The 21,119-nt window shown below is 63.0% G+C and carries 21 protein-coding genes and 1 riboswitch; of the genes, 13 read left to right on the top strand and 8 right to left on the bottom strand.

All coding sequences use genetic code 11. The annotated features are described in order from the left end of the window. Nucleotides 1–214 precede the first annotated feature (214 nt). Together M2281_RS05160 and M2281_RS05155 are read left to right on the top strand one after the other, a co-directional pair. The gene (locus M2281_RS05160; RefSeq protein ID WP_280820013.1) at nucleotides 215–628 is read left to right on the top strand and encodes a tellurite resistance TerB family protein; all 414 of its coding nucleotides are present in this window, start codon (nucleotides 215–217) and stop codon (nucleotides 626–628) included. Between the two features lie 20 nt (nucleotides 629–648). Next, nucleotides 649–1,491 carry a sterol desaturase family protein gene (locus M2281_RS05155; protein ID WP_280820012.1) on the top strand — a complete coding sequence of 281 codons (843 nt, stop codon included), beginning with the start codon at nucleotides 649–651 and terminating at the stop codon, nucleotides 1,489–1,491. On the opposite strand, the gene M2281_RS05150 is transcribed toward M2281_RS05155, so the two are convergent. Further along, nucleotides 1,478–2,320: a transporter substrate-binding domain-containing protein gene (locus tag M2281_RS05150; RefSeq protein WP_280820011.1), complete on the bottom strand. Its 843-nt coding sequence runs from the start codon at nucleotides 2,318–2,320 to the stop codon at nucleotides 1,478–1,480. The genes M2281_RS05155 and M2281_RS05150 overlap by 14 nt on opposite strands. A 451-nt stretch (nucleotides 2,321–2,771) precedes the next feature. Here M2281_RS05150 and M2281_RS05145 point away from each other — a divergent pair, with 451 nt between their 5' ends. Then, nucleotides 2,772–4,676 (top strand): glycosyltransferase, encoded by a 1,905-nt coding sequence (locus M2281_RS05145; RefSeq protein WP_280820010.1) that lies wholly within the window; start codon nucleotides 2,772–2,774, stop codon nucleotides 4,674–4,676. Here the strand turns inward: M2281_RS05145 and ppk2 are convergent. Next, nucleotides 4,589–5,518, bottom strand: coding sequence for a polyphosphate kinase 2 (gene ppk2 / locus M2281_RS05140; protein ID WP_280820009.1), 930 nt, complete (start codon nucleotides 5,516–5,518; stop codon nucleotides 4,589–4,591). The two genes, M2281_RS05145 and ppk2, sit on opposite strands and share 88 nt — an antisense overlap. A 96-nt stretch (nucleotides 5,519–5,614) precedes the next feature. Here ppk2 and M2281_RS05135 point away from each other — a divergent pair, with 96 nt between their 5' ends. The 3 genes from M2281_RS05135 (at nucleotide 5,615) to phoU (ending at nucleotide 8,742) form a co-directional block, all read left to right on the top strand. After that, complete coding sequence (locus M2281_RS05135) at nucleotides 5,615–6,892, top strand: sensor histidine kinase (protein ID WP_280820008.1); 1,278 nt, start codon at nucleotides 5,615–5,617, stop codon at nucleotides 6,890–6,892. A gap of 37 nt (nucleotides 6,893–6,929) precedes the next feature. Next, nucleotides 6,930–7,763 (top strand): class D beta-lactamase, encoded by an 834-nt coding sequence (gene blaOXA, locus M2281_RS05130; RefSeq protein WP_280820007.1) that lies wholly within the window; start codon nucleotides 6,930–6,932, stop codon nucleotides 7,761–7,763. Between the two features lie 256 nt (nucleotides 7,764–8,019). Then, nucleotides 8,020–8,742, top strand: a complete 723-nt coding sequence (gene phoU, locus M2281_RS05125) for a phosphate signaling complex protein PhoU (RefSeq protein WP_280820006.1) — start codon at nucleotides 8,020–8,022, stop codon at nucleotides 8,740–8,742. Nucleotides 8,743–8,857: 115 nt separating this feature from the next. On the opposite strand, the gene M2281_RS05120 is transcribed toward phoU, so the two are convergent. Next, nucleotides 8,858–9,382, bottom strand: a complete 525-nt coding sequence (locus M2281_RS05120; RefSeq protein WP_280820005.1) for a GcrA family cell cycle regulator — start codon at nucleotides 9,380–9,382, stop codon at nucleotides 8,858–8,860. A 353-nt stretch (nucleotides 9,383–9,735) separates the two neighbouring features. Here M2281_RS05120 and M2281_RS05115 point away from each other — a divergent pair, with 353 nt between their 5' ends. The 3 genes from M2281_RS05115 (at nucleotide 9,736) to M2281_RS05105 (ending at nucleotide 13,037) form a co-directional block, all read left to right on the top strand. Then, complete coding sequence (locus M2281_RS05115; RefSeq protein ID WP_280820004.1) at nucleotides 9,736–10,920, top strand: aspartate aminotransferase family protein; 1,185 nt, start codon at nucleotides 9,736–9,738, stop codon at nucleotides 10,918–10,920. 25 nt (nucleotides 10,921–10,945) lie between these two features. Further along, entirely contained in the window at nucleotides 10,946–11,869 is a 924-nt protein-coding gene (argF, locus tag M2281_RS05110; protein WP_280820003.1) for an ornithine carbamoyltransferase, read from the top strand. A 178-nt stretch (nucleotides 11,870–12,047) separates the two neighbouring features. Beyond that, nucleotides 12,048–13,037 (top strand): Hsp33 family molecular chaperone, encoded by a 990-nt coding sequence (locus M2281_RS05105; protein WP_280820002.1) that lies wholly within the window; start codon nucleotides 12,048–12,050, stop codon nucleotides 13,035–13,037. A gap of 75 nt (nucleotides 13,038–13,112) precedes the next feature. On the opposite strand, the gene apaG is transcribed toward M2281_RS05105, so the two are convergent. Next, a complete protein-coding gene (gene apaG / locus M2281_RS05100) occupies nucleotides 13,113–13,505 on the bottom strand; it encodes a Co2+/Mg2+ efflux protein ApaG (protein WP_280820001.1) in 393 nt (130 codons plus the stop codon). Between the two features lie 129 nt (nucleotides 13,506–13,634). Between apaG and M2281_RS05095 the strand changes: the two genes are divergently transcribed. Continuing rightward, nucleotides 13,635–14,240, top strand: coding sequence for a CDP-alcohol phosphatidyltransferase family protein (locus M2281_RS05095; RefSeq protein ID WP_280820000.1), 606 nt, complete (start codon nucleotides 13,635–13,637; stop codon nucleotides 14,238–14,240). A 19-nt stretch (nucleotides 14,241–14,259) separates the two neighbouring features. Here M2281_RS05095 and M2281_RS05090 read toward each other — a convergent pair whose 3' ends face one another. Further along, complete coding sequence (locus tag M2281_RS05090; protein WP_280819999.1) at nucleotides 14,260–14,844, bottom strand: TetR/AcrR family transcriptional regulator; 585 nt, start codon at nucleotides 14,842–14,844, stop codon at nucleotides 14,260–14,262. Nucleotides 14,845–14,929: 85 nt separating this feature from the next. Between M2281_RS05090 and M2281_RS05085 the strand changes: the two genes are divergently transcribed. Both M2281_RS05085 and M2281_RS05080 read left to right on the top strand, forming a co-directional pair. Next, nucleotides 14,930–15,862, top strand: coding sequence for an alpha/beta hydrolase family protein (locus M2281_RS05085; protein ID WP_280819998.1), 933 nt, complete (start codon nucleotides 14,930–14,932; stop codon nucleotides 15,860–15,862). Between the two features lie 122 nt (nucleotides 15,863–15,984). Further along, nucleotides 15,985–16,215, top strand: coding sequence for a hypothetical protein (locus M2281_RS05080; RefSeq protein ID WP_280819997.1), 231 nt, complete (start codon nucleotides 15,985–15,987; stop codon nucleotides 16,213–16,215). Nucleotides 16,216–16,230: 15 nt separating this feature from the next. Here M2281_RS05080 and M2281_RS05075 read toward each other — a convergent pair whose 3' ends face one another. Both M2281_RS05075 and M2281_RS05070 read right to left on the bottom strand, forming a co-directional pair. Further along, on the bottom strand, nucleotides 16,231–16,704 hold the full coding sequence (locus M2281_RS05075; RefSeq protein WP_280819996.1) for an SRPBCC family protein: 474 nt from the start codon (nucleotides 16,702–16,704) through the stop codon (nucleotides 16,231–16,233). 138 nt (nucleotides 16,705–16,842) lie between these two features. Next, nucleotides 16,843–18,036, bottom strand: a complete 1,194-nt coding sequence (locus M2281_RS05070) for an O-succinylhomoserine sulfhydrylase (RefSeq protein ID WP_280819995.1) — start codon at nucleotides 18,034–18,036, stop codon at nucleotides 16,843–16,845. Between the two features lie 45 nt (nucleotides 18,037–18,081). Continuing rightward, nucleotides 18,082–18,158, bottom strand: a riboswitch (SAM riboswitch). A gap of 77 nt (nucleotides 18,159–18,235) precedes the next feature. Here M2281_RS05070 and M2281_RS05065 point away from each other — a divergent pair. Then, a complete protein-coding gene (locus M2281_RS05065; protein WP_280821121.1) occupies nucleotides 18,236–19,330 on the top strand; it encodes a 2'-deoxycytidine 5'-triphosphate deaminase in 1,095 nt (364 codons plus the stop codon). 68 nt (nucleotides 19,331–19,398) lie between these two features. Here M2281_RS05065 and M2281_RS05060 read toward each other — a convergent pair whose 3' ends face one another. Further along, nucleotides 19,399–21,108: a DUF2793 domain-containing protein gene (locus M2281_RS05060; protein ID WP_280819994.1), complete on the bottom strand. Its 1,710-nt coding sequence runs from the start codon at nucleotides 21,106–21,108 to the stop codon at nucleotides 19,399–19,401. Nucleotides 21,109–21,119 lie beyond the last annotated feature (11 nt).

Raw genomic sequence — 21,119 nt, 5'->3', positions numbered from 1 at the left:
GGCGATGCCCGCCGGCCAGCGTGTTTGTGGAGGCTTGCCAAACTCGCGTATTGAGGCGAACGGCCGCACCGGGCGCGCCCGCTGGAACGGAGTGTGCCAAAGGTCTCTAAGCGGGCGGGCGTTAGGCGTCAACGATTACGGGCATTTTTCCTTGCGGCCAGCGGGATGCCTTCCTACCTTCGGCCCATCGCAAGCATGAGGATCGCGTCGCAAAATGTCCAAGCCCACCGCCCAGGAAGCCCTGGTCTATTTGATGGTCATCACCTCCGCTGCGGACCGTGACATGACCGACTTGGAACTGGCGCGCATTGGCGAAGTCATACGCTCCTGGCCGGTCTTTGCCGATTTCGACGAAAACAAGCTGATCCGCGTGGCGCAGGATTGCCAGAAGCTTCTGCAGGAGCCGGCCGGACTGGACGGCGTACTTACCCTGGCGGCCAAAGCGATCCCCGAGCGCCTGCATGACACCGCCTATGCCGCGGCACTTGAGGTGGCTGCGGTCGATCTCGAGATGCGGCTGGAAGAGGTACGCGTGCTGCAACTGCTGCGCCACCATCTCGCCATCGACAAGCCGACCGTTGCGGCTGTCGAGCGCGCGGCCAAGGCGCGCCACCGTATGCTGACCTAAGGCACAGGGAGGGACAAGCGATGAATGCGATCCCTTCCGAACTCGCCATTCGCGCCGGCGCCTTCCTGGCGATCTTTCTTACCATGGCATTTTTCGAACTCTGGTCTCCCAGGCTGGAGCGGGCGGAAATGGCCGGGGCGATGAAGTCGCGCCGCTGGGTGACGAACCTGTCTATGGTCGTCATCTCGTCGCTGGTTCTGCGCGTGGTCTTTCCGGCGGCGGCCGTCGGCGCAGCCGTTTGGGCGGAGGCGCATGGCTGGGGATTGCTGCGCATGGCGGGCATCCAACCCTGGCTCGCTGGCATCATCGCTTTCGTCGTGCTCGACTTCGCCGTCTGGCTGGAGCATTTGGCTAGCCACAAGGTTCCGATCCTCTGGCGCATCCACCGCATGCACCACGCCGACACCGGCTTCGACGTCACCACAGGCCTGCGCTTCCACCCGCTGGAGATCGTACTGTCCATGGTCTGGAAAGCGGCGGTTGTCGTGGCTCTTGGCCCGCCGGTGCTGGCCGTTCTGGTTTTCGAGGTCGTGCTCAACGGCACCTCGATGTTCAACCATTCCAATGTGCGGATCGCGCCGCGCGTGGATCGCTGGCTACGCCGCATGATCGTTACGCCCGACATGCACCGGGTCCACCACTCGTCGGACCAGCCCGAGACCGACTCCAACTACGGCTTCAATTTTCCGTTCTGGGACCGGCTGTTCCATACCTACGTAGCCGCTCCCAGGCGCGGCCATGAGGGCATGACGATCGGGCTCGACGAATGGCGCGGCGATCAGCCATCCCATATTGGCTGGTCGCTGCTCCTGCCGTTCCTGCCGAACCGCCGGCCGGCTCGCCGCGAACTCAGTAGAAACTGACCGGAAAATACCGCAGGTAGAGCTCGGCAAAGGTTCCTTTCACCGAGAGCGTGTGCAACGCGTAGTTGAACGCATCCGTCAACGCGGGATTGTCGGCCTTCACCGCGATCGCAAGGCCGGTGCCGAGAAATTCAGGCGCGAGATAAGGACCGCCGGCGAAACGGCAGCAATCGGCCGCGTCGGAGCCGACCAGCCAGAACCCGAGCCGCATCCCGTCACCGAAGACGGCGGCGATCTTGTTCTTTTTCAAATCGCCGAACAGTGCTTCCTGCTTGTCATAGGTCACCACTTTTGCAGCGGGGAAATAATCGCGCAGCATGCGCTCATGCGCCGAGCCGGCTATCACGCCGATCTCCTTGCCGGCGATCTTGCTGTAGATCGGCTCGGTGAAGACCGCATCCTTGGGCATGATGAAGCGGGCCGGAAACTGAAGATAAGGGCGCGAGAAGGCATATTTGGTGCGGGTGTCTTCCGTCACCGCAATACCTGCGATGATGGCCTCGCCTTCACCTTTCTGGAGTGCCTGATCCAGCTCCCCCCACGGCAGAGCCTGGACCTGACATTTGTCTGCAATTTCGAGTTCGTTGCAGATGGCGCGCGCAAGGTCGACATGCAGTCCCGACAGGCGCCCGCCGGGGTCGAGGAAGTTGAAGGGCGGAAAATCCGTGGTCGTCAGGAAGCGCAGGCGATCGAGCCCCGAGAGGTCGGGCTTGGCCAGCCGCTCCTTGGTATCCCAGAACGCCGGCACCTGCGGTTCGGCCGCGCGGGCAGGCACAACGAGGGCCGCCAGAATGCAAAATGCGACAAGGGACAGGTATCTGAGCTTCACCAAAAGGCCCTCGGCTGAACTGGATAATAAAGCCCGGCAGACACTATTTCATAGCGCCAATTAGGCAGATTTCCACCCTGACGCAGCCGTCTTTGGCTAATTGAAGATACAACTTTCGATGCGTGGCTCAATTCCGGTTACGTCCATACGATCTTGGCGGGGCTAGCAACATGGGGGTGTTGCCGTGCATAATCGCATTGACGTTCCATCCTGTCATATGCCGCAAAAGGGGCTTTCAAAGTCTCAATTGCTGGCTTCCATTTTGTCTCTGATCGATACCGCATTTGTGAACGTCCGTTGGCAGGTGCGGTGTCGTGGCTTTGTTTGACGCGAGTGCTCACGGCAGGGGCTTCTCCACAAGAGCGCCCCGACACACCCGGTCCACGCACCCGGCGCCCCACACAGCGGCGCCGACCTTGCTGGAAAGCTTGTCCTTCCCCGATCAAGAGGAATGCAGCCGATCCTGCAGCGGCTCAAGGTTGCGCCGGGCGTCGCACTGTCGGCCGCCGTGCGGGCACGCGTGAACGGCACCGACTTCCAGACGGAGCTGCTTGCTTCCGGCTTCGTCACCGAGGAGGCCTTCTTCAAAGCTCTCGCTGAGGAAACCGGCTTGACCTTTGTGAGCCGGATAGATCCGGACCGGCTAATGCTGCGCGAGGCCGATTGCCTTACGCTGCTGCAAAGCAGCAACGACCACAAACCCGTCAGGGTCGAGGGGGACGACGGGATTTTCCATGTGATCGCGCCCGAGCACCTGAGCATTGCCGCCTTCCAAGCGCTTATAACACGCTGTCCCGGACTGCACGCCCGGCTCAGGCTTACGACGCCTGGTGCATTACGCAAGGCGCTGTTGGCGCGGGCCGAACCGCTGCTTGTGCGGGCCGCGGCGCGCAGCCTGTTCGAGAAATTTCCTCAATATTCGGCGCACATTGTCGCGAGTGCATGGCAGGGAATGGTCTGGGGTGTTGTGATGGCCGCGTTGACTGCGGCGATGATGTTCATGCCTGATGCCGCATACGGTGTCGTGCACCTCATCTTTTCGTTGCTCTTTCTCGCATGCATAGCTCTTCGTTTTGCGGCCTTGCCGTCTGCGCAGCCGCCCACCCCGGCCGCGATGCGGCCAGCCGCCGCCAACGAGATGCCGGTCTACTCCGTGCTGATCGCCCTTTACGATGAAGCCGAGATGGTTCCGGGCCTGATCGACTCGCTGCAGCGTCTTTCCTGGCCGAGGAGCAAGCTGGAGATAAAGCTGGTCTGCGAGGCCGACGACCGCGCCACGCTTGCAGCAATTCGCGCTCGTCCGCTTCCGCCGCATGTCGAGGTTATCGAAACGCCGCCTTATGGGCTGCGCACCAAGCCCAAGGCTTTGGCTTACGCTCTGCCGACCACGCGCGGGGAGCTCGTGGCGCTGTTCGATGCGGAGGACCATCCTCATCCTTCGCAGCTCATACAAGCCTGGCAACGCTTTCGCGACAGTGATGAAAGCCTCGCCTGCGTCCAGGCGCCGCTGGAGATTGCCAATCGCAGCGGCTCGCTGATCTCGCGCATGTTCTTCTTCGAATACGCCGCCCTGTTTCGGGGCCTACTGCCCTGGTTGGCGCGGAAGGGACTTGTGCTGCCGCTCGGCGGCACCTCGAACCATTTCCGCCGCGAGGCGCTGGAAAAGGTCGGCGGCTGGGATCCGCACAACGTTACCGAAGATGCGGATCTCGGCCTGCGGCTGGCGCGCTTCGGCTATCGCTCGGAAACCATCTCGTGCCCCACGATGGAGGATGCGCCCGAAGACTTCGGCACGTGGCTGCCGCAGAGGACCAGATGGTTCAAGGGCTGGATCCAGACCTGGCTGGTCCATATGCGTAGCCCGGTCCCGGCTGGTTGGCGAGGTTGGCTTCGGTTCATTCGTAATAGCCCAGATACTGTTCGCCGGACTGATCATTTCAGCCATGACCCACCCTTTGATGGCGGCCATCGTGCTCGACACACTTTTCGACATCAAGGCCGGCAGGCCACTCGATCCGTGGCAATCGGGCCTGTTGCCGCTCGACATCTTCAATGCCGCATGCGGCTACCTCTCGTTCCTGCTTCTCGGTTGGCGAACGCTGCGGCCTTCGGAGCGAAAGGGGTTCTGGAAGGTGGTCCTGTTCATCCCGGTCTACTGGCTGATGATCTCCCTCGCCGCCTGGCGCTCGGTATGGCAGTTGTGGCAGCGGCCCCACCATTGGGAAAAGACCGCCCACCGCAGGGCAGCGCAGGCCAATCTGCAAGCCGTCAGGATATCTTCTTGAGGAATTTCGGTCCCTCGCCGACGAGCTTTTCGTCGCGCTTGCCGACCGCATCGAGGTCGCGGTTGTCATAGGGCAGGCTGAGCAGGATGTGGCGTATCGCCTCGAGCCGCGAACGGCGCTTGTCATTGGCGCGCACGATCGTCCACGGCGCGTGCTCTGTATGGGTGCGATCGATCATCTGGTCGCGCGCCTTGGTGTAGGCATCCCATCTGGTCATGCCCTCCACGTCCATCGGCGAGAACTTCCAGTTGGTCAGGGGGCTGTGACGGCGTTCGTGGAAGCGCTTAAGCTGCATTTCCTGTCCGATGTTCAGCCAGAATTTGAAGAAGCGGATGCCGTCGCCGACGATCTGCTTTTCGAAGCGCGGCGTGTCCTCGAGAAAGTGCTCGTGCTGCTTGGGCGTGCAGAAGCCCATCACCGGCTCCACGCCGGCGCGGTTGTACCAGGAGCGGTCGAAGGTGACGAATTCGCCCGCGCTCGGGAAGTGGGCTACGTAGCGCTGATAGTACCATTGGCCGCGTTCGGTTTCGGTCGGCTTGGTCAACGCAACATTGTGCGTGGTGCGCGGGTTTATGTACTCGTGCAGCACCTTGATGGTGCCGCCCTTGCCGGCAGCATCGCGCCCTTCGAAAAGGGCCATCACGCGGGTCCCCGTCGTCTGCATCCAGCCAATCAGCTTCACGAGCTCAATCTGAAGGCGCTGCAGGGTTTCTTCGTATTCCTTGACCGGCATCTTGTCGTCATAGGGGTACCCGCCTGATTCCAAGGCCTTCTTGTCGACCCAGTCGGGCAGCTTGGGGTCGTTGATATCGAAGACGCGCTCCTTGCCGTCGACCTTGAGCTTCAGCGGGCCGACGCTGACTGTGTTCTCGCGACTTGCGATTTCTTCGGAGGCGTCTTCGGCGTTTTTCATCGCAGCAAACCTTTCCTGTTCTTCAACTCATGCTATTGGGTGCTGTCCGCCGGGTCCAGAGAGAGCGTGATGGACCTGGAAAGGAGGTTTATTCGCATGAGCGCTGCAAGCAGGGACAATGGCCGTGGCCGCAGCGCCAGGCTCTTTGCCCATCGGTTTCGCCAGAACCGCTGGATGCTTGCTGCCGGGGTGGCGGCAGTCCTGGCCGTCTTTTTCGCATTGCCCCAATGGCCCTGGGTGGCTGCCTGCGTCATCGCCGCCCTGTTCGTCGTGGCCGCGCTGGCGCCCAGCCGCACGGCCGACCAGCGCAGTGTCGAGGCGGAGGAGGTCAGCAGCACCAGCGGGCTGATCGGCCTGTCGAGCGAAAACCTTGCTGCCGCCGTCACCGATCCGCTGATCGTGTTCGACGGTGCCGGCGCCGTCGTCCACGCCAATGCCGCGGCCACCGCGGCCTTCGGCGCCTTGCATCCGGGCATCTTGCTGCTGCTGAAATTCCGTGCGCCCGAAATGCAGGACATGATCCAGGCGGTGCTGTTCGGTCATGCGACCGCGCGCCAGACCGATTATTCCGAGCGTGTGCCGATCGAACGGGTCTTTCGTGTCACCGTCTCGGCCGTCGGTAGGGGCACCGGCTTCTACGTCATGGTGTTCAAGGACCAGAGCGAGACGCGCCGCATCGACCGCATGCGTGCCGACTTCATTGCCAATGCCAGCCATGAGCTGCGCACGCCGCTGGCCTCGATCTCGGGTTTCGTCGAGACGCTGCGCGGGCCGGCGCGGGATGACGCCAAGGCGCGCGACCAGTTCCTGCAGATCATGCAGAACCAGACGGCGCGCATGGCACGGCTGATCGACGATCTTCTGTCGCTGTCGCGGCTCGAGATGAAGCCCTTCCTGAAACCCGGCGCGAAGGTGAACCTGCGCGGCGTCGTGGAAAGCGTCATCGACTCGCTGACGCCGCTGGCGAAGGACAGCGGGGTCGTCATCGAGCGCGACTTTGGCGACGACATCCCGGCCGTCCTCGGCGACCGCGACGAGCTGTTCCAGGTTTTCGAGAACCTTGTCGAGAATGCCTGCAAATATGGCCAGTCCGGTGGGCGGGTCATCGTGTCGATGGCCGGCCCGGAGACGAATGCGGAAAGGGAGACGATCGTCACCATCCGCGATTTCGGCCCCGGCATTCCCGAGGAGCACATCCCCCGCGTGACGGAGCGCTTCTACCGCATCGACGGCGAGCTCAGCCGCACCCAGAAGGGCACCGGGCTGGGCTTGGCAATCGTCAAGCACATCCTTACCCGGCACAAGGCGCATCTGACGATCCGCTCGAAGCTGGGCGACGGCGCGGCCTTTACCGTTCATTTCCCATCCGAGTGATAGCTCTTCGGCGCCGGGGGGCGAACGAGGACATCTAATGACAATCCTGCCCAGACCAAGATTTTTGCTTGGGCTGCTCGCCGTCGCGGGCTGGCTCGGCGCTTCGCTACCGGCTTTTGCGGCACAGCCGGTCAAGGTTCCCGAATGCACCGTCATATTGGACGCGGCTACCGGCAAGACGCTGCATCGCGAAGGCACATGCGGCGAACGCTTCAATCCGTTTTCGACGTTCAAGCTTCCGCTTGCGCTCGTCGGCTACGATGCCGGCATCCTTGAGGACGAGCACACGCCAAGCTGGGACTACAAGCCCGAATTCAAGGCGGTCAAACGCGACCAGAAGACGGTCGATCCCGCCATCTGGGAAAAGGACTCCATCCTCTGGTTCTCGCGCGAGATCACGCGGCGCCTGGGGCAGGAGCGCTCCGCCGGTTATGTCTCCAAGCTAGGCTATGGAAATGCCGACGTTTCGGGTGACGCCGGCAAGAACAACGGCCTCACCGACGCATGGCTGCTGTCGTCGCTGAAGATCTCGCCAGACGAGCAGGTCAATTTCGTGCGTCGCATGCTTGCCGGCCAGTTGCCGGTGTCCGACAAGGCCTACGCGATGACCAAATCCATTATTCCGCAATTCGAGGCGAAGGATGGCTGGGTCATCCACGGCAAGACGGGCAGCGGCTGGCTGCCCGACAAGGACGGCAAGGCCAACAGGAACCGCCCGCTCGGCTGGTTCGTCGGCTGGGCGGAAGCAAACGGCCGCCAGGTCGTCTTCGCCCGCATGCAGGTCGGCACCGACAAGGCCGAGTCCCCCAAGGGGCACAAGGTCCGGGATCGGTTCATCGAGGAACTGGCGGGCTTGATGCGGCACGATTGAACATCGCGATCCTCGCATGATCCTTTTCGAAGATCGGTTTCAATCTTTGGAGATGTGCCAGTCGGGCTGCCGGACCTTACGGTCAGGCGGCCCGATATTTCGCCGACGGTCACTTCAACATCGGGAAATTATGCCTGTTTCTGGGGCTATCGCGCCTATCCCGGCTAAGCATTCTTTTTTCCGTCATGCAGCTGGCGTATGTACTTAGATTCAGGATCAGGAGCTGCCAGAAGGGCATCGAGGAAGAGCACCGCCCATGTATTCGCACCACACCGTTCGCGCCTATGATGACGAGCTGACATATCTGACGCGCAAGATCGCCGCGATGGGAGGGCATGCCGAGCGGCTTGTGGATCAGTCGGTGGCTGCCCTCGTCAACGCCGATGTCTCGCTGGCCCGGAAGGTCATTGAGGACGACGCCCTTCTCGACGAGGCGCAGCGCGAGATCGACGACAAATCCATCCTGGTCATCGCCCGGCGCCAGCCCATGGCGGGAGATCTGCGCGAGATCATCGGCACCATCCGCATCGCTTCCGATCTCGAGCGCGTCGGCGACCTTGCCAAGAGCGTCGCCAAGCGGGTCATGGTGGTGGCGGAGGGCCGTCAGCCGATAAGCCTGTTCCGCGGGATTCAGGCGCTGGCCGAGCTTGCGCTGACCCAGCTCAAGGAAGTGCTCGACGTCTATGCATCGCGCTCGGTCGAGCGTATCGAGTTCGTGCGCGACCGCGACAACGAGATCGACGCCATGTACACCTCGCTGTTCCGCGAGCTGCTGACCTACATGATGGAAGATCCGCGCAACATTACGCCCTGCACGCATCTTCTGTTCTGCGCCAAGAACATCGAGCGCATCGGTGACCACGCCACCAACATTGCCGAGACGATCTATTACGTCGTCACCGGCGACCAGATGCCGGCCGACCGCCCCAAGGAAGACAAGAGCCACCGCGTGACGCTGCCTGCGGACGGCAAGAAGTAGGCAAAGGCTTTGATGACGGCAACGACGTTGCTGCCGTCATCCGCGTTCGCGGCCCAATAAAAAACGCCGGGCTCGAGGCCCGGCGTGCAATGGGAGCATTTCGCAGAAGGCAGTATCAGCGCATGCGGCGGCGTTCCGCGGCCGGCTGGAAGGCGATCTTGGAGTGGTACTTGCAATAGGGGCCGGTTTCGCCCGCTTCATGGCCGCAGAAGTGGAATTCCTCGGTCAGCGGATCGCCGTTCGGCCACTTGCAGGTACGCTCGGTGAGATCGACCAGCTGCAGGTGGCGCGAGATCGGAACCACCACGTCCTCGACCGGGCGCAGGTATTGGCGGACCACCGGCTCGGCGTCGAACTGGACCTGCAGCGCGGTGGCGCCAACGGTGGCGGTCACGGGGCGGGCAGGCGCGGCAGCCGGGCGCGGCGCGGCCTTGGTTACGGTTGCGACCGGAGCCTGGACGGTCTTCTTCTGCCGGGTCGGAGCGGCGGTGGTACGACCGCGGCTCGACAGCTTCAGCCGGTGAACCTTGCCGATGACGGCGTTGCGGCTAACGCCGCCCAGCTGTGCTGCAATCTGGCTGGCGCTCAGGCCTTCGGCCCATAGTTTACGTAGTGTTTCGACGCGCTCGTCAGTCCACATGAAAATGTGCTCCTGCTGCAAAGTGCGGCCCCCAGAATCCATTCTCGCCCCGGCTAAAGCCGGGCCGACACCACATATACACGGGTGAATGAGTTTGCCGCACGAAATCTAGTTATTTCTGGTGGCAAGTTATCTTATCGGCTGACTCGGTGACAAGAGTCCGAGAAGCCACACGAATCCGTTTTTTGGGTTTTCCCCAACTTGCCCGCGAAATCGCCAATCCCTTCCAAGCGATTTTGCAGGCATTGTCTTTCTAGGCGACGTTTTCGTTGACTTGATGGCAGAAAAGGCAATATGCCCGTTAAGGCCGCCATTTGGGCGGCTTTTTGGTTTTCGGTACCCGGAGACGCATAATGAGCGGTTCGGCGCTTTTCGACACTTTTGCGCGTGCGCCCCTGGCTTTCGAGCGGGGCGAAGGCTCATGGCTGATCACGGAAGACGGGCAGCGATATCTCGATTTTGCCGGCGGCATCGCCGTCAATTCGTTGGGCCACGGCCATCCAAAGCTGGTGGCAGCGCTGACCGAGCAAGCCGGCAAGCTCTGGCACACATCTAACCTCTATGAGATCCCCGGCCAGTCTCGCCTGGGCGAGCGGCTGGCAGATGCCACCTTCGCCGACAAGGTCTTCTTCACCAATTCGGGCGCCGAGGCGCTGGAGTGCGCCATCAAGACCGCGCGCCGCTACCAATATGTGAATGGCCGCCCCGAAAGGTTCCATATCATCACCTTCGAGGGCGCCTTCCACGGCCGCACTCTGGCGACCATCGCTGCCGGCGGCCAGCAGAAATATCTGGAAGGTTTTGGGCCAAAGGTCGAAGGCTTCGACCAGGTTCCGTTCGGCGATCTTGCCGCCCTGGAAAAGGCGATCACGCCCGAGACGGCTGCCCTTCTCATCGAGCCCTTGCAGGGCGAGGGCGGCATCCGCGAGGTGCCGGTCGCGTTCCTGAAGCGCCTACGCGAGCTGTGCGACCAGAACGGCCTGCTGCTGATCTTCGACGAAGTCCAGAGTGGCGTCGGTCGCACCGGCAAGTTCTTTGCCCATGAATGGGCTGGCGTTACGCCCGACATCATGGCGATCGCCAAGGGCATCGGCGGAGGCTTCCCTGTTGGCGCATGCCTTGCGACCGCTGAGGCAGCTTCCGGCATGACCGCGGGCGTCCACGGCACCACCTTCGGCGGTAATCCGCTGGCCATGGCCGTCGGCAATGCCGTGCTTGACGTGGTCCTGGAAGACGGCTTCCTGGAAGAAGTCCAGCGCAAGGCGCTGCTGATGAAGCAGGGTCTCGCGGCCGTCGCCGACGAGTTCCCCGACGTCATCGAGGGCGTCCGCGGTTCGGGCTTGATGCTCGGCCTGAAGTGCAAGATGCCCAACACCACGGTCAACGCGGCCCTGCGCGATCAGAAGCTGCTGACGGTTCCCGCCGGCGACAACGTGATCCGCCTCCTGCCGCCGCTGACCGTTTCGGACGAAGAAATTCGTGATGCGCTGGAGCGCATCCGATCGGCTGCCAGAGGCCTGTCCGAAACTTCCGCATAAGCAGAAACGACCCCAGAGGATCGACATGACCAGTGGTATTCGCCACTTCACCGACCTTTCCGCTATTTCCGCAACCACGCTGCGCGGCATCCTCGACGACGCCATGGCGCGCAAGGGAAGGCTGAAGGCTGGCGAGCGATCCCGACCGCTGGACGGCAAGGTTTTGGCCATGATCTTCGACAAGCCGTCGACGCGTACCCGCGTGTCGTTCGATGTCGGCATGCGCCAGCTCGGCGGCGAAACCATCATGCTGACCGGCACCGAGATGCAGCTCGGCCGTTCCGAGACGATTGCCGACACCGCCAAGGTGCTGTCGCGCTATGTCGACGCGATCATGATCCGCACCACCTCGCATGAGCGTCTGATCGAGTTGACCGAAAATGCCGACGTTCCTGTGATCAACGGGCTCACCGACGACACGCATCCCTGCCAGATCATGGCTGACGTGATGACCTTCGAGGAGCATCGCGGCCCCGTGGCGGGCAAGACCTTCGCCTGGGTGGGCGACGGCAACAACGTGCTGCATTCGCTGCTCGAGGCCTCGGCCCGCTTCAGCTTCAACCTCAATGTCGCCGTGCCCGAAGGCAGTGAGCCGGCGCCTAAGTTCATCGACTGGTCGCGCGACAATGGCGGCCAGCTGAACTTCACGCGCAGCGCCGAAGAGGCGGTCGAGGGCGTCGATTGCATCGTCACCGATTGCTGGGTGTCGATGGGGCAGGAGCACCGCGCCCGCGGCCACAACGTCTTTGTGCCTTATCAGGTCAATGAAGCGCTGATGAAGCGTGCCAAGTCCGACGCGCTGTTCATGCACTGCTTGCCCGCGCATCGCGGCGAGGAGGTCACCGACGAGGTCATCGACGGGCCGCATTCGGTGGTTTTCGACGAGGCGGAAAACCGCCTGCATGCGCAGAAGGCGGTGCTGGCCTGGTGCCTGGGCGCTGGAGCTTGATGCCGAAAGGCCGGCCCTGCTGAATTGGGTGCGGCCTGGAGCTTGACGTTGGCCGTGTTGGACAAAAGCTTGATCCGGCGAGTATCCGTGCCTATCTGCGCCGGATCGCACTTGTTTTTGACGCTCGAACGCGCGGCTCCGGCGCATTGCCGGAGGCCGCAACAAAGGATTTGGTCAATTGGCTGATACAGAACGCAAGCTTGGCGAATTTGGCTTCGCCGGTGACGACGCCGTCGTGCCTTTCGAGGTCGGCCCGCTCGACGTGCGCGGCCGCATTGTGCAACTCGGACCGTTGCTCGACCAGATCCTGGACCGGCACGATTACCCCGAGCCCGTTGCCCGTCTGCTCGCCGAAGCTGTGGTCGTAACGGTGCTTCTGGGCACGTCGCTGAAGTTCGAGGGTAAGTTCATCCTGCAGACCCGCACCGACGGGCCGGTGGACATGCTTGTGGCCGATTTCGCCACGCCGCAGTCGGTCCGCGCCTATGCGCGCTTCGATGCCGACCGGCTGGAAGCTCTGCTGGCCGCGGGCGAGACTTCGCCTGTGACGCTGCTCGGCAAGGGCGTGCTCGCGCTGACCATCGACCAGGGTGCGCATATGCAGCGCTATCAGGGCATTGTGCAGCTCGACGGCACCTCTCTGGAGGAAGCCGCCAAGACCTATTTCCGCCAGTCGGAGCAGATCGCGACCGACGTGAAGCTGGCGGTCGGCAAGCAGGTCGTTCCGGGTTCGGGCGGCCGCGAGCACTGGCGCGCCGGCGGCCTGATGGCCCAGTTCCTGCCCAAGGCGCCGGAGCGTATGCGCGCCCCCGACATCCATGGCGGTGACGGCGACCACGATCACTCGCCGCGCGAGGTGACCGACAACGCCTGGCAGGAGCTGCTGGCGCTGACCGCGACCGTCGAACCGACCGAGCTTGTGGACCCGACTGTCGGCTCCGAGCGGCTGCTCTATCGGCTGTTCAACGAGCACGGCGTGCGCGTTTTCGACAGCGTCGCCGTGCGCGACGAATGCTCCTGTTCGCGCGACAAGGTCCGCGGCATCCTCGGCGGCTTTTCGGCCGAGGAGATCGCCGACAGCGTGGAAGGCGGCATGATCCACGTCAATTGCGAGTTCTGCTCGAAGAAATACGAATTCGAGCCGGCGGAATTTACCGCCGAAGCTTGATCGGGGTGAAGGCGCAGGATCGACGGCGGTCGTTCTGCGCCTTTCTTTCTCTAAGCTAACTTTCGACCCAATAGGTCAGTTCACCGTGCGCACAGTGTCCGGCAGGTCGAGCGAGAAGGCGGGAATTTCGACGTCGAACAGCTCGTCGCGTTCGTTGCGCATCGTGTAGCGCCCGACCATGATGCCCGACGGCGTCGTAAGCGGGCATCCCGACATGTATTGATAGCTGTCCCCAGGGCTGAGTTCGGGTTGTTCGCCGACCACGCCGGCGCCGCGCACCTCTTCCACGCGCCCCAGCCCGTCGGTGATGTGCCAATAGCGGGACAACAGCTGCACGAACTCATCCGACTGGTTGGCGATCGTCACGCGATAGCCCCAGACGTAACGGCTTTCGGCCGGATCTGAACGTTCTTCGAGGTAAAACGGCTCGACGCTCACTTCGATATTGCGCGTGATGGCGCGGTACATGGCATCGACTCCTTACCTTGCATAAGAATCTTCCCATGCCATAGGCAGGTCAACAGACTCTTGTCATCATCACCGCGATTGTGATTTCCGCACGACGAAATTGGCAATGTGACGGTGGAGGGGAAACATATGCTGGATGGCTGGGCGCGCAGGCGCATCGATCCCGCGCTGAATGTGATGGGCAGGGCCCTGGCGCAGGTGGGTATTTCTGCAAACTCAGTAACGCTTGCAGCTTTTGGTGTGGGCGTGCTGGCCGCCGTCGCCATCGCCTGGGGCTGGTTCCTCACCGGCCTGGCACTGCTTCTCGTCAGCCGCCTCGGCGACGGGCTGGATGGCGCAGTGGCGCGGATCCAAGGCAAGACCGATTTTGGCGGCTATCTCGATATCGTGCTCGACTTCGCCTTTTACGGCGCGATCCCGCTCGGCTTCGTGCTCGCCGATCCTGCGGCCAATGCGGTAGCGGGCGCGGTGCTGCTGCTCTCGTTTTACGTCAACGGTTCGAGCTTTCTCGCCTATGCCATCATGGCGGAGAAGCGGGAACTCGAGGGCAGGGTGAGGGGTGAAAAGTCGATCTTCTTCACCACGGGCCTCGCCGAGGCCACCGAAACGCTTGTCGTCTTCGTAGCCTTCTGCCTGTTTCCCGGCTGGTTCCCCGCGATCGCCTATGTGTTTGCGACGCTGACCTTCTACACCGCGCTTTCCCGTATCGTGCTGGCGTCGCGGACGTTTCGGTGAGGGGAAGGTTGCCCGAGGGCTATTTTCCCGAAACCGCAGCGCTCACCAGAGCATGGGCCGCATCGCCTGCCGCTTCCATATAAGCCGGGTCGCGGTGCAGCAGCGCCACGGCGAAGGAGCCGTCCAGCAGCAAAATAACCTGCCGGGCGAGCTGAGGGGCGGCGCTTGCCGCTCCGGCCGTCTCGAACTCGGTTCGTAGCCATTCCTCCACCCGCTTCTTGTGCGCCGCGCCGGTCTTCATGGCCGGGTGCCCCGGCATGTTGGCCAACTCGGCTGCCGTGCGCAGGAAGCTGCAGCCTTTCCAGCTCGGCTTGCGCGCCACTCGTTCGAGATTGCGAAAGATGCCGCGCACTTTGTCAGCGGCATTGCCCTCGGTCTCTGCGAACCATCGCTGGTAGAGAACCAGATTGGGCTGGTCGCGGGCGGCCAGATAGGCCGCGACCAGATCGTCCTTGCTTTCGAAATGATAGTAGAGCGTGCGCTTGGTGACGCCGGCCTTTTCGGCGACTGCATCGACGCTCACCGCCCTTATGCCCTCGCTGTAGAACAGCTTGGCGGCGGCCAAGACAATGCGTTCGCGGGTTGGGATCTCACTTTGCTTCATGCCTCAACGTATACCGACTAGTGAATATACTCAACGTACCGCGATTGTTAGCCTGCCTGCCATGAACCAGTGGAAGCATGATGCCATGGCCAGGACGGAAAGTGTCGCGGTCGAGATCGTTTGCCGCGACGGCGTGAAGCTTGGCGGCCACCTGTGGCCTGCCCTTGGGCGGACGCATTACGGCAGCGTCGTCATCAATCCGGCAACGGGGGTTCTGGCCAGCTACTACCACCGTTATGCGCGCTTTCTCTCCGAGCGTGGTCTTACCTGCCTGACCTACGACTATCGCGGCATCGGACTGTCGCGGCCTGAAAAGCTGCGTGGCTGCGGCTATCGCTGGCGGGATTGGGGGGAGTACGACTTCGATGCTGCCCTCCAGTTTATGCACGGTCAGGCCCCGGAGGGTCCCTTGATGGTCGTCGGGCACAGCATCGGCGGCTTCCTGCCGGGCTTGGCGGAAAACGGGCCTCTCATCGACCGCATGCTGACGGTCGGTGCGCAATACGCCTATTGGCGCGACTATTCGCCGGCCAGCCGCCTGCGCTTGTTTCTGAAATGGCACCTCGCCATGCCGGCCATGACGGCGATATTTGGCTATTTTCCCGGCCGTTTGGTCGGCTGGCTTGAAGACCTGCCTGCCGGCGTCGCCAATGAATGGAGCTTTCGGCGTGCGAGAATGGAATTGAGCCACCCAGCCGAGACGCGGGCGGCGGTTCTCCGGCGCTTCGCCGCCGTCACAGCCCCGATCCTCGCCATCTCGGTCACCGACGACGATTTAGGCACCGCCCCAGCTGTCCAGCGGGCGCTGGGTTACTACAGGCGCGCGAAGCCCACGGCGGTGCTTCTATCCCCAGGCGATCTTGGCTTCGACAGGATCGGCCATTTCAACCTGTTCCACGCGCGCCATGCCGCGGGCTTCTGGCTCGATACGCTGCTGTGGTTGCGCGACGGCATGAACCCCTGGCCCGACAGGCAGTTCGGCAGTCTCTCCGCGGATCTATGTGCGGGAGCCGTGTGAGCGGTCAATTCGGGAGCAAGAAACGGATTGCTGCTGTTGGTCAGTGGCGCAAGCTGCAGTGTCGACGGCGCGGATCGAGACTCCTTGATCGCGCTGCCAGCAAATGCACTGGAGTTCGATCGATGCCCCTCTTTCTCTCCGCCTTTCACAGCATTGCCGCTCAACGCGGCGACGGCTTGCTGCCCGAACTGGCCGAACTGCTGGTTGCCGGCCGGGCCGGTTCCAGCGCAGGTTCCGAAGTGGCGCTCAGCGACAAGATGCGTCGAGTGCACGTGCCGGAATCCCGTCATTCATCGCAACCCGACGCCACCGGCTCGCCCAATGAGCCGTTGCATCTGATACGCCGGCGATGACCGAGGCGCAGCGCCTCATTCGGTGAAGCTGGCCAGATTGTCCAACGTAGAGGCCATGCCTGTGGCGTGGTCCTCGGGCCTGATGCCCTTGGGCACGTTCTCGCAGCGGATTGTGACTTCCGTTCCGCCTTGCACCGCTCGCAGGCTGGTCGTCACTGTCATCGAGCCAGCAAAGGCTGGGTCGTCGGACTCGAACTCGATCAGTTCCACGACGCGTTCGTCGGGAACCAGTTTCAGGAAGCGACCTTCGAAAACGTCCGCGTCGTCGGAGGTCTTGCCCCGCACGTCGTGATTGGCGTCCGTGTAGGAAAACGACATCCGGAATGTTCCGCCCTCCCGCGCGTCAAAGGCATAGACATGCGCCTTCATGCCGGCTGGCGGGCGCCATTTGACGATGGCCCCCGGGTCAATCAATGCTCGATAGATAGTCTGGGGCGATGCGCGAATGATGCGCGACGCTGTGTCCGTTCTTCCAACGGTGGCACTCATTTGTCCTCCTCTCCCCCGCTGCCTGAGTTGCATGATAGCGGTTCCTTCGCGCAGGTGCGAAGGTTGGATGGATCGGCAAATTGAGCGAGCTTCTTGGGTGAGGTGAGGCGCCGAGTGAAGCCCGGCGCCTCCGATATCTTAGGTCGCCGCGGCCTTCAGCGCGCGGTCGATGTCCTTCAGAAGATCGTCGGTATCTTCCAGCCCCAGCGACAGGCGCAGCGTGCCGTCGCCGATGCCGAGTTCGGCGCGCGCCTCGTCGGTCAGGTTCTTGTGCGTGGTGGTGGCCGGATGCGTGATCAGGCTCTTGGAGTCGCCGAGATTGTTGGAGATCAGCACCACGTCGAGCGCGTTCTCGAAGGCGAAGGCCGATTTCTTGCCGCCCTTGAGGTCGAAGCAGATCAGCGTCGAGCCGCCCTTCATCTGCTTCTTCACGATATCGGCCTGCGGGTGGTCCGCACGACCAGGATAGATCACGCGCGCCACCTCCGGCCGTCCGGCCAGGAAGTCGGCCACCTTGGCGGCACTTTCGCTCTGCTGGCGCACGCGCAGCGGCAGCGTCTCAAGCCCCTTCAGCATCGTCCAGGCGTTGAAGGGCGACAGGCTCGGGCCGGTGTGACGGAAATAGTCCTGCAGGTTCTCATCGATCCACTTCTTGTCCGAGAGGATGACGCCGCCCAGGCATCGGCCCTGTCCGTCGATATGCTTGGTTGCCGAGTAGACGACGATATGCGCGCCAAGCTCCAGCGGCTTCTGCAGCAGTGGCGTCGCGAAGACGTTGTCGACGATCAGCCGCGCGCCGATCGAATTGGCGAGCGCGGCCACGGCGGCGATATCGACCACTTCAAGCGTCGGGTTGGTCGGGCTTTCGAGGAAGAACACCTTGGTGTTGGGCTGCACCGCCTTTTCCCAGTTGGCGATCTCGCGGCCGTCCACCAGCGTCGCCTCGATGCCGTAGCGGGGCGCCAGCGTCTCAACTACCCAGCGACAGGAGCCGAACAGCGCGCGAGCCGCCACGATGTGGTCGCCGGCCTTAAGGCTGCACAGGATCGCAGCCGTCACCGCCGCCATGCCGGACGCCAGCGCGCGGGCGTCTTCGGCGCCTTCCAGCGCGCACATGCGCTTTTCGAACATGTCGACGGTGGGGTTGGCGTAGCGCGAGTAAATGAAGCCGGGCGTCTCGCCCTTGAAGCGGGCCTCGGCGGACTCGGCGGTTTCATAGACATAGCCCTGCGTGAGGAACATCGCCTCCGCAGTCTCGCCGAATTCGGAGCGCAGCACGCCGGAGTGGACGAGTTGGGTTGCAGGTTTCCAGTCACGCTTGTTGTTCGTCATAGCCTTGATCCAGACACAAAAAAACCGGCCGCGAAAAAGTCGCATGCCGGTCCACGAACGGCCCTTTAGCGACTTGTTTAACGTGGCTGCAAGCCGACCGGCAAATCACCACGGGATAAAGTTCCATTAGACCCCGTCCCGACTTGCGTCAATGGCGCACATCATTAAACGTCCTTCGACCATTTTCGTGGAGCAGGCATTGGCCAAGGCAGGAATTCTTCCGGATCAGGAGATAGCGGCACTCTTTCAGTCGGGAGCGCTGGTATCCGGACGCGCGCTCGATGCCGACCAGATCCAGCCGGCGAGCCTCGACCTGCGCCTCGGCGAAAAGGCCTATCGCGTGCGTGCGAGCTTCCTGCCCGGCCCCGGCCACAAAGTCGCCGACAAGCTCGAGCGGCTCAAGCTGCACGAGATCGATCTGACTGAGGGCGCGGTGCTGGAAACCGGCTGCGTCTACATCGTGCCGCTGCTCGAAAGCCTCGCGCTGCCGCAGGCGATATCGGCTTCCGCAAACCCAAAGAGCTCGACCGGCCGCCTCGACATTTTCACTCGCGTCATGACCGATCATGGCCAGGAGTTCGACAAGATCCCGGCCGGCTACGCAGGGCCTCTCTATATGGAGGTCAGCCCGCGCACCTTCCCGATCATCGTGCGCACCGGCTCGCGCCTGTCGCAGATCCGTTTCCGCATCGGCAAAGCGCTGCTGACCGAGGCTGAGCTTCATGACCTGCATCAGGCGGAAACGCTCGTCGCCTCCGAAACGCCGAATATCTCCGGCGGCGGCATTGCGCTGTCGATCGACCTGCATGGCGACAAGGACGGGCTGATCGGCTACCGCGCCAAGCATCACACCGGGCTGATCGACGTCGACAAGCGCGCAGCCCAGGACTTGTATGATTTCTGGGAGCCACTCTACCGGCGCGGCGCGGGCGAACTGGTGCTGGACCCTGACGAGTTCTACATCCTCGCCAGCCGCGAGGCCGTGCATGTACCACCCGGCCACGCGGCCGAGATGACACCCTTCGATCCGCTGGTAGGCGAATTCCGCGTCCACTATGCGGGCTTCTTCGATCCGGGCTTCGGCCATTCCGCCGCCGGCGGCACCGGCAGCCGCGCGGTGCTGGAAGTGCGCAGCCACGAAGTGCCGTTCATCCTCGAGCATGGGCAGATCGTCGGCCGCCTCGTCTACGAGCGCATGCTGTCGCGTCCGAAGGCGCTCTACGGTTCCGATCTTGGCTCGAACTATCAGGCGCAGGGCCTGAAGCTCTCCAAGCATTTTCGCGCGGCATCCTGATTTTTGAGGCGGAGGCCAGTTTGCGGCCTCCGCGAGAATTGTCGTCAAGCGGCTGTCTGAGCGGCGCGTCAGGCCACCCGCATCCAGATTGTCGGCGCGCTTGTGGAGGCCGCCTCGCTCGCCACATACCCCCATGCGACAGGAGCGGCGGTCGCATAGGCGAGCGTGCGCTGCAGGGTCTTGTTGACGGTCGTGCCGATGGCCGCAAGATCGAGGTTGGGCGATGAATAGGGTTGCCAGGCCGAAACGGTCGCGGTCGAACTGTGCCGCAGGCCGAGCCAATATTGCACCCCCTTCCGAAACGCCAGCGAGACGGTTGCCTCCTTCGCTCCCGCGGTCGAGAAGTCGAGCGTGCCGGTCTCGGTAATTCGCCCGGCCGGCCGGCCCTTGGCGTCGCTGTCATAAACGACGATCTTACCTTCGGCGCCTGACACAGCCGTGGTGACGTTCGCGCCGATCCGATCCGCCGTGAAATCGAAATTCGGAATGAATGGATAGAGGCTGACGCGGTTGGCGGCGCCCGCCACCGTCGCTGGCGTCGCTCCGACGCCGGTGTCCGCGCAAACGTAGCGGCCGCTGGCCGCTTCGATGGCGGGCAGTTCATCGTTGCCCAGCGTGACCGTGCGGCCGGCCATCCGGCCCTGGAAGCGGCCGTTCGTGTGATTGTACCAGAGTTGCCCGTTGACGGGCGCGGCCGGATCGCTTGCCTGGCTCACCAGTTCCAGGCCGTTGTGCACGCGGGTGAGTCCGCTGGTCCGGACCAGTTCGACGGAGGTGAAGAAGGCGGAGCCGTCCGGCGACACCTTCATGGTGAAATTGTCGTCTCCCAGCGTGCCGAACAGGGCGCGCGTGCTCCAGTTGGTCTGGAAGATGAAGCCGGCATCGTTGCCGGATGCATTCTTGTTGAGCGTTGCCTGCATGCTTGCGCCGGCATGGTTGAACAGCACGGCTGGCGAGTTGATGGACAGGCGGTTGTAGCTGTCGGCGGTGGCGCCGCCTAAGCCCGCAAACAAGGCGGTGACGTTCGCCGATGCCGCGAGGATTTCAAGCACCCGGCCACTGAACGTGACCGTTGCCGCTGCGGTGGCGGAGGTGGGGCCGATGTTGACGCTGGTCGTGGACCCGTTAGCGCCGCCGGTGCCGATGTTGAGGGTCTTGGTGTTGCCGCTTGTCGTCGCGCCGGTACCCAGATTCACGGTCGACGCGCTGGTGCCGGTGCCGAAAGAGACCGTGGCGGCGGACGCCGTGAAGGTGCCGGAGAAAGTGGTGGCGCCAGAGAAGGTCTGCGACAGGTTGCCGATCGTTGCCAGTGCGCCGGTCAGGTTCGGCAGCGTATAGGTGCGTGTCTGACCGGCCGTGATGCCCGACAGCTGGAACTTCGCCTGTTTGCTGGCGTCGGCCTCGTTGACGAGCGTAAACAGGGTGTCCTGGAACGGCGAGGCAATGGACGTCATCCACCTCCCGCCCTGCCAGGCAACGAGTTGCGCCTCGTCGGCCACCCACGCCAGCCAGCCGGTGCTTGGTGAGAGGAAGATCCACCCACCGTCCTGGGCAACCGCGATCTTCCCTTCCTGTCCCGCCCAGGCATCCGTCGCGCCTGGGGCTACGATCCAGCGCTCGCCGGCGGTTGCGCCGCCGGGAGGCGCGGCAAGGTCACGGTCCAGGACGGAGAGCTGCACCAGCGCGTCGAGCATCTGCAACGCCTCATTGTGCGTCACATGCTTCTGTGCCTGCGAGGGCATCAGGTAGGGAAGGGCGAGATTTGGCGTGTCGTCCATGGCGGTTCCTG

The organism is Pseudaminobacter soli (ex Li et al. 2025) (assembly GCF_029892515.1).
Taxonomy (GTDB): Bacteria; Pseudomonadota; Alphaproteobacteria; order Rhizobiales; family Rhizobiaceae; genus Pseudaminobacter; species Pseudaminobacter soli_A.
This window is presented reverse-complemented; position numbering and strand designations above follow the sequence as displayed.

Excerpts from the sequence above, each read along its gene's own strand:
- M2281_RS05160 (WP_280820013.1), top strand. The coding sequence starts at position 215 with ATGTCCAAGCCCACCGCCCAGGAAGCCCTGGTCTATTTGATGGTCATC.
- M2281_RS05155 (WP_280820012.1), top strand. The coding sequence starts at position 649 with ATGAATGCGATCCCTTCCGAACTCGCCATTCGCGCCGGCGCCTTCCTG.
- M2281_RS05145 (WP_280820010.1), top strand. The coding sequence starts at position 2,772 with ATGCAGCCGATCCTGCAGCGGCTCAAGGTTGCGCCGGGCGTCGCACTG.
- ppk2 (WP_280820009.1), bottom strand. The coding sequence starts at position 5,518 with ATGAAAAACGCCGAAGACGCCTCCGAAGAAATCGCAAGTCGCGAGAAC.
- M2281_RS05135 (WP_280820008.1), top strand. The coding sequence starts at position 5,615 with ATGAGCGCTGCAAGCAGGGACAATGGCCGTGGCCGCAGCGCCAGGCTC.
- blaOXA (WP_280820007.1), top strand. The coding sequence starts at position 6,930 with ATGACAATCCTGCCCAGACCAAGATTTTTGCTTGGGCTGCTCGCCGTC.
- phoU (WP_280820006.1), top strand. The coding sequence starts at position 8,020 with ATGTATTCGCACCACACCGTTCGCGCCTATGATGACGAGCTGACATAT.
- M2281_RS05120 (WP_280820005.1), bottom strand. The coding sequence starts at position 9,382 with ATGTGGACTGACGAGCGCGTCGAAACACTACGTAAACTATGGGCCGAA.
- M2281_RS05115 (WP_280820004.1), top strand. The coding sequence starts at position 9,736 with ATGAGCGGTTCGGCGCTTTTCGACACTTTTGCGCGTGCGCCCCTGGCT.
- argF (WP_280820003.1), top strand. The coding sequence starts at position 10,946 with ATGACCAGTGGTATTCGCCACTTCACCGACCTTTCCGCTATTTCCGCA.
- apaG (WP_280820001.1), bottom strand. The coding sequence starts at position 13,505 with ATGTACCGCGCCATCACGCGCAATATCGAAGTGAGCGTCGAGCCGTTT.
- M2281_RS05095 (WP_280820000.1), top strand. The coding sequence starts at position 13,635 with ATGCTGGATGGCTGGGCGCGCAGGCGCATCGATCCCGCGCTGAATGTG.
- M2281_RS05090 (WP_280819999.1), bottom strand. The coding sequence starts at position 14,844 with ATGAAGCAAAGTGAGATCCCAACCCGCGAACGCATTGTCTTGGCCGCC.
- M2281_RS05085 (WP_280819998.1), top strand. The coding sequence starts at position 14,930 with ATGGCCAGGACGGAAAGTGTCGCGGTCGAGATCGTTTGCCGCGACGGC.
- M2281_RS05080 (WP_280819997.1), top strand. The coding sequence starts at position 15,985 with ATGCCCCTCTTTCTCTCCGCCTTTCACAGCATTGCCGCTCAACGCGGC.
- M2281_RS05075 (WP_280819996.1), bottom strand. The coding sequence starts at position 16,704 with ATGAGTGCCACCGTTGGAAGAACGGACACAGCGTCGCGCATCATTCGC.
- M2281_RS05070 (WP_280819995.1), bottom strand. The coding sequence starts at position 18,036 with ATGACGAACAACAAGCGTGACTGGAAACCTGCAACCCAACTCGTCCAC.
- M2281_RS05060 (WP_280819994.1), bottom strand. The coding sequence starts at position 21,108 with ATGGACGACACGCCAAATCTCGCCCTTCCCTACCTGATGCCCTCGCAG.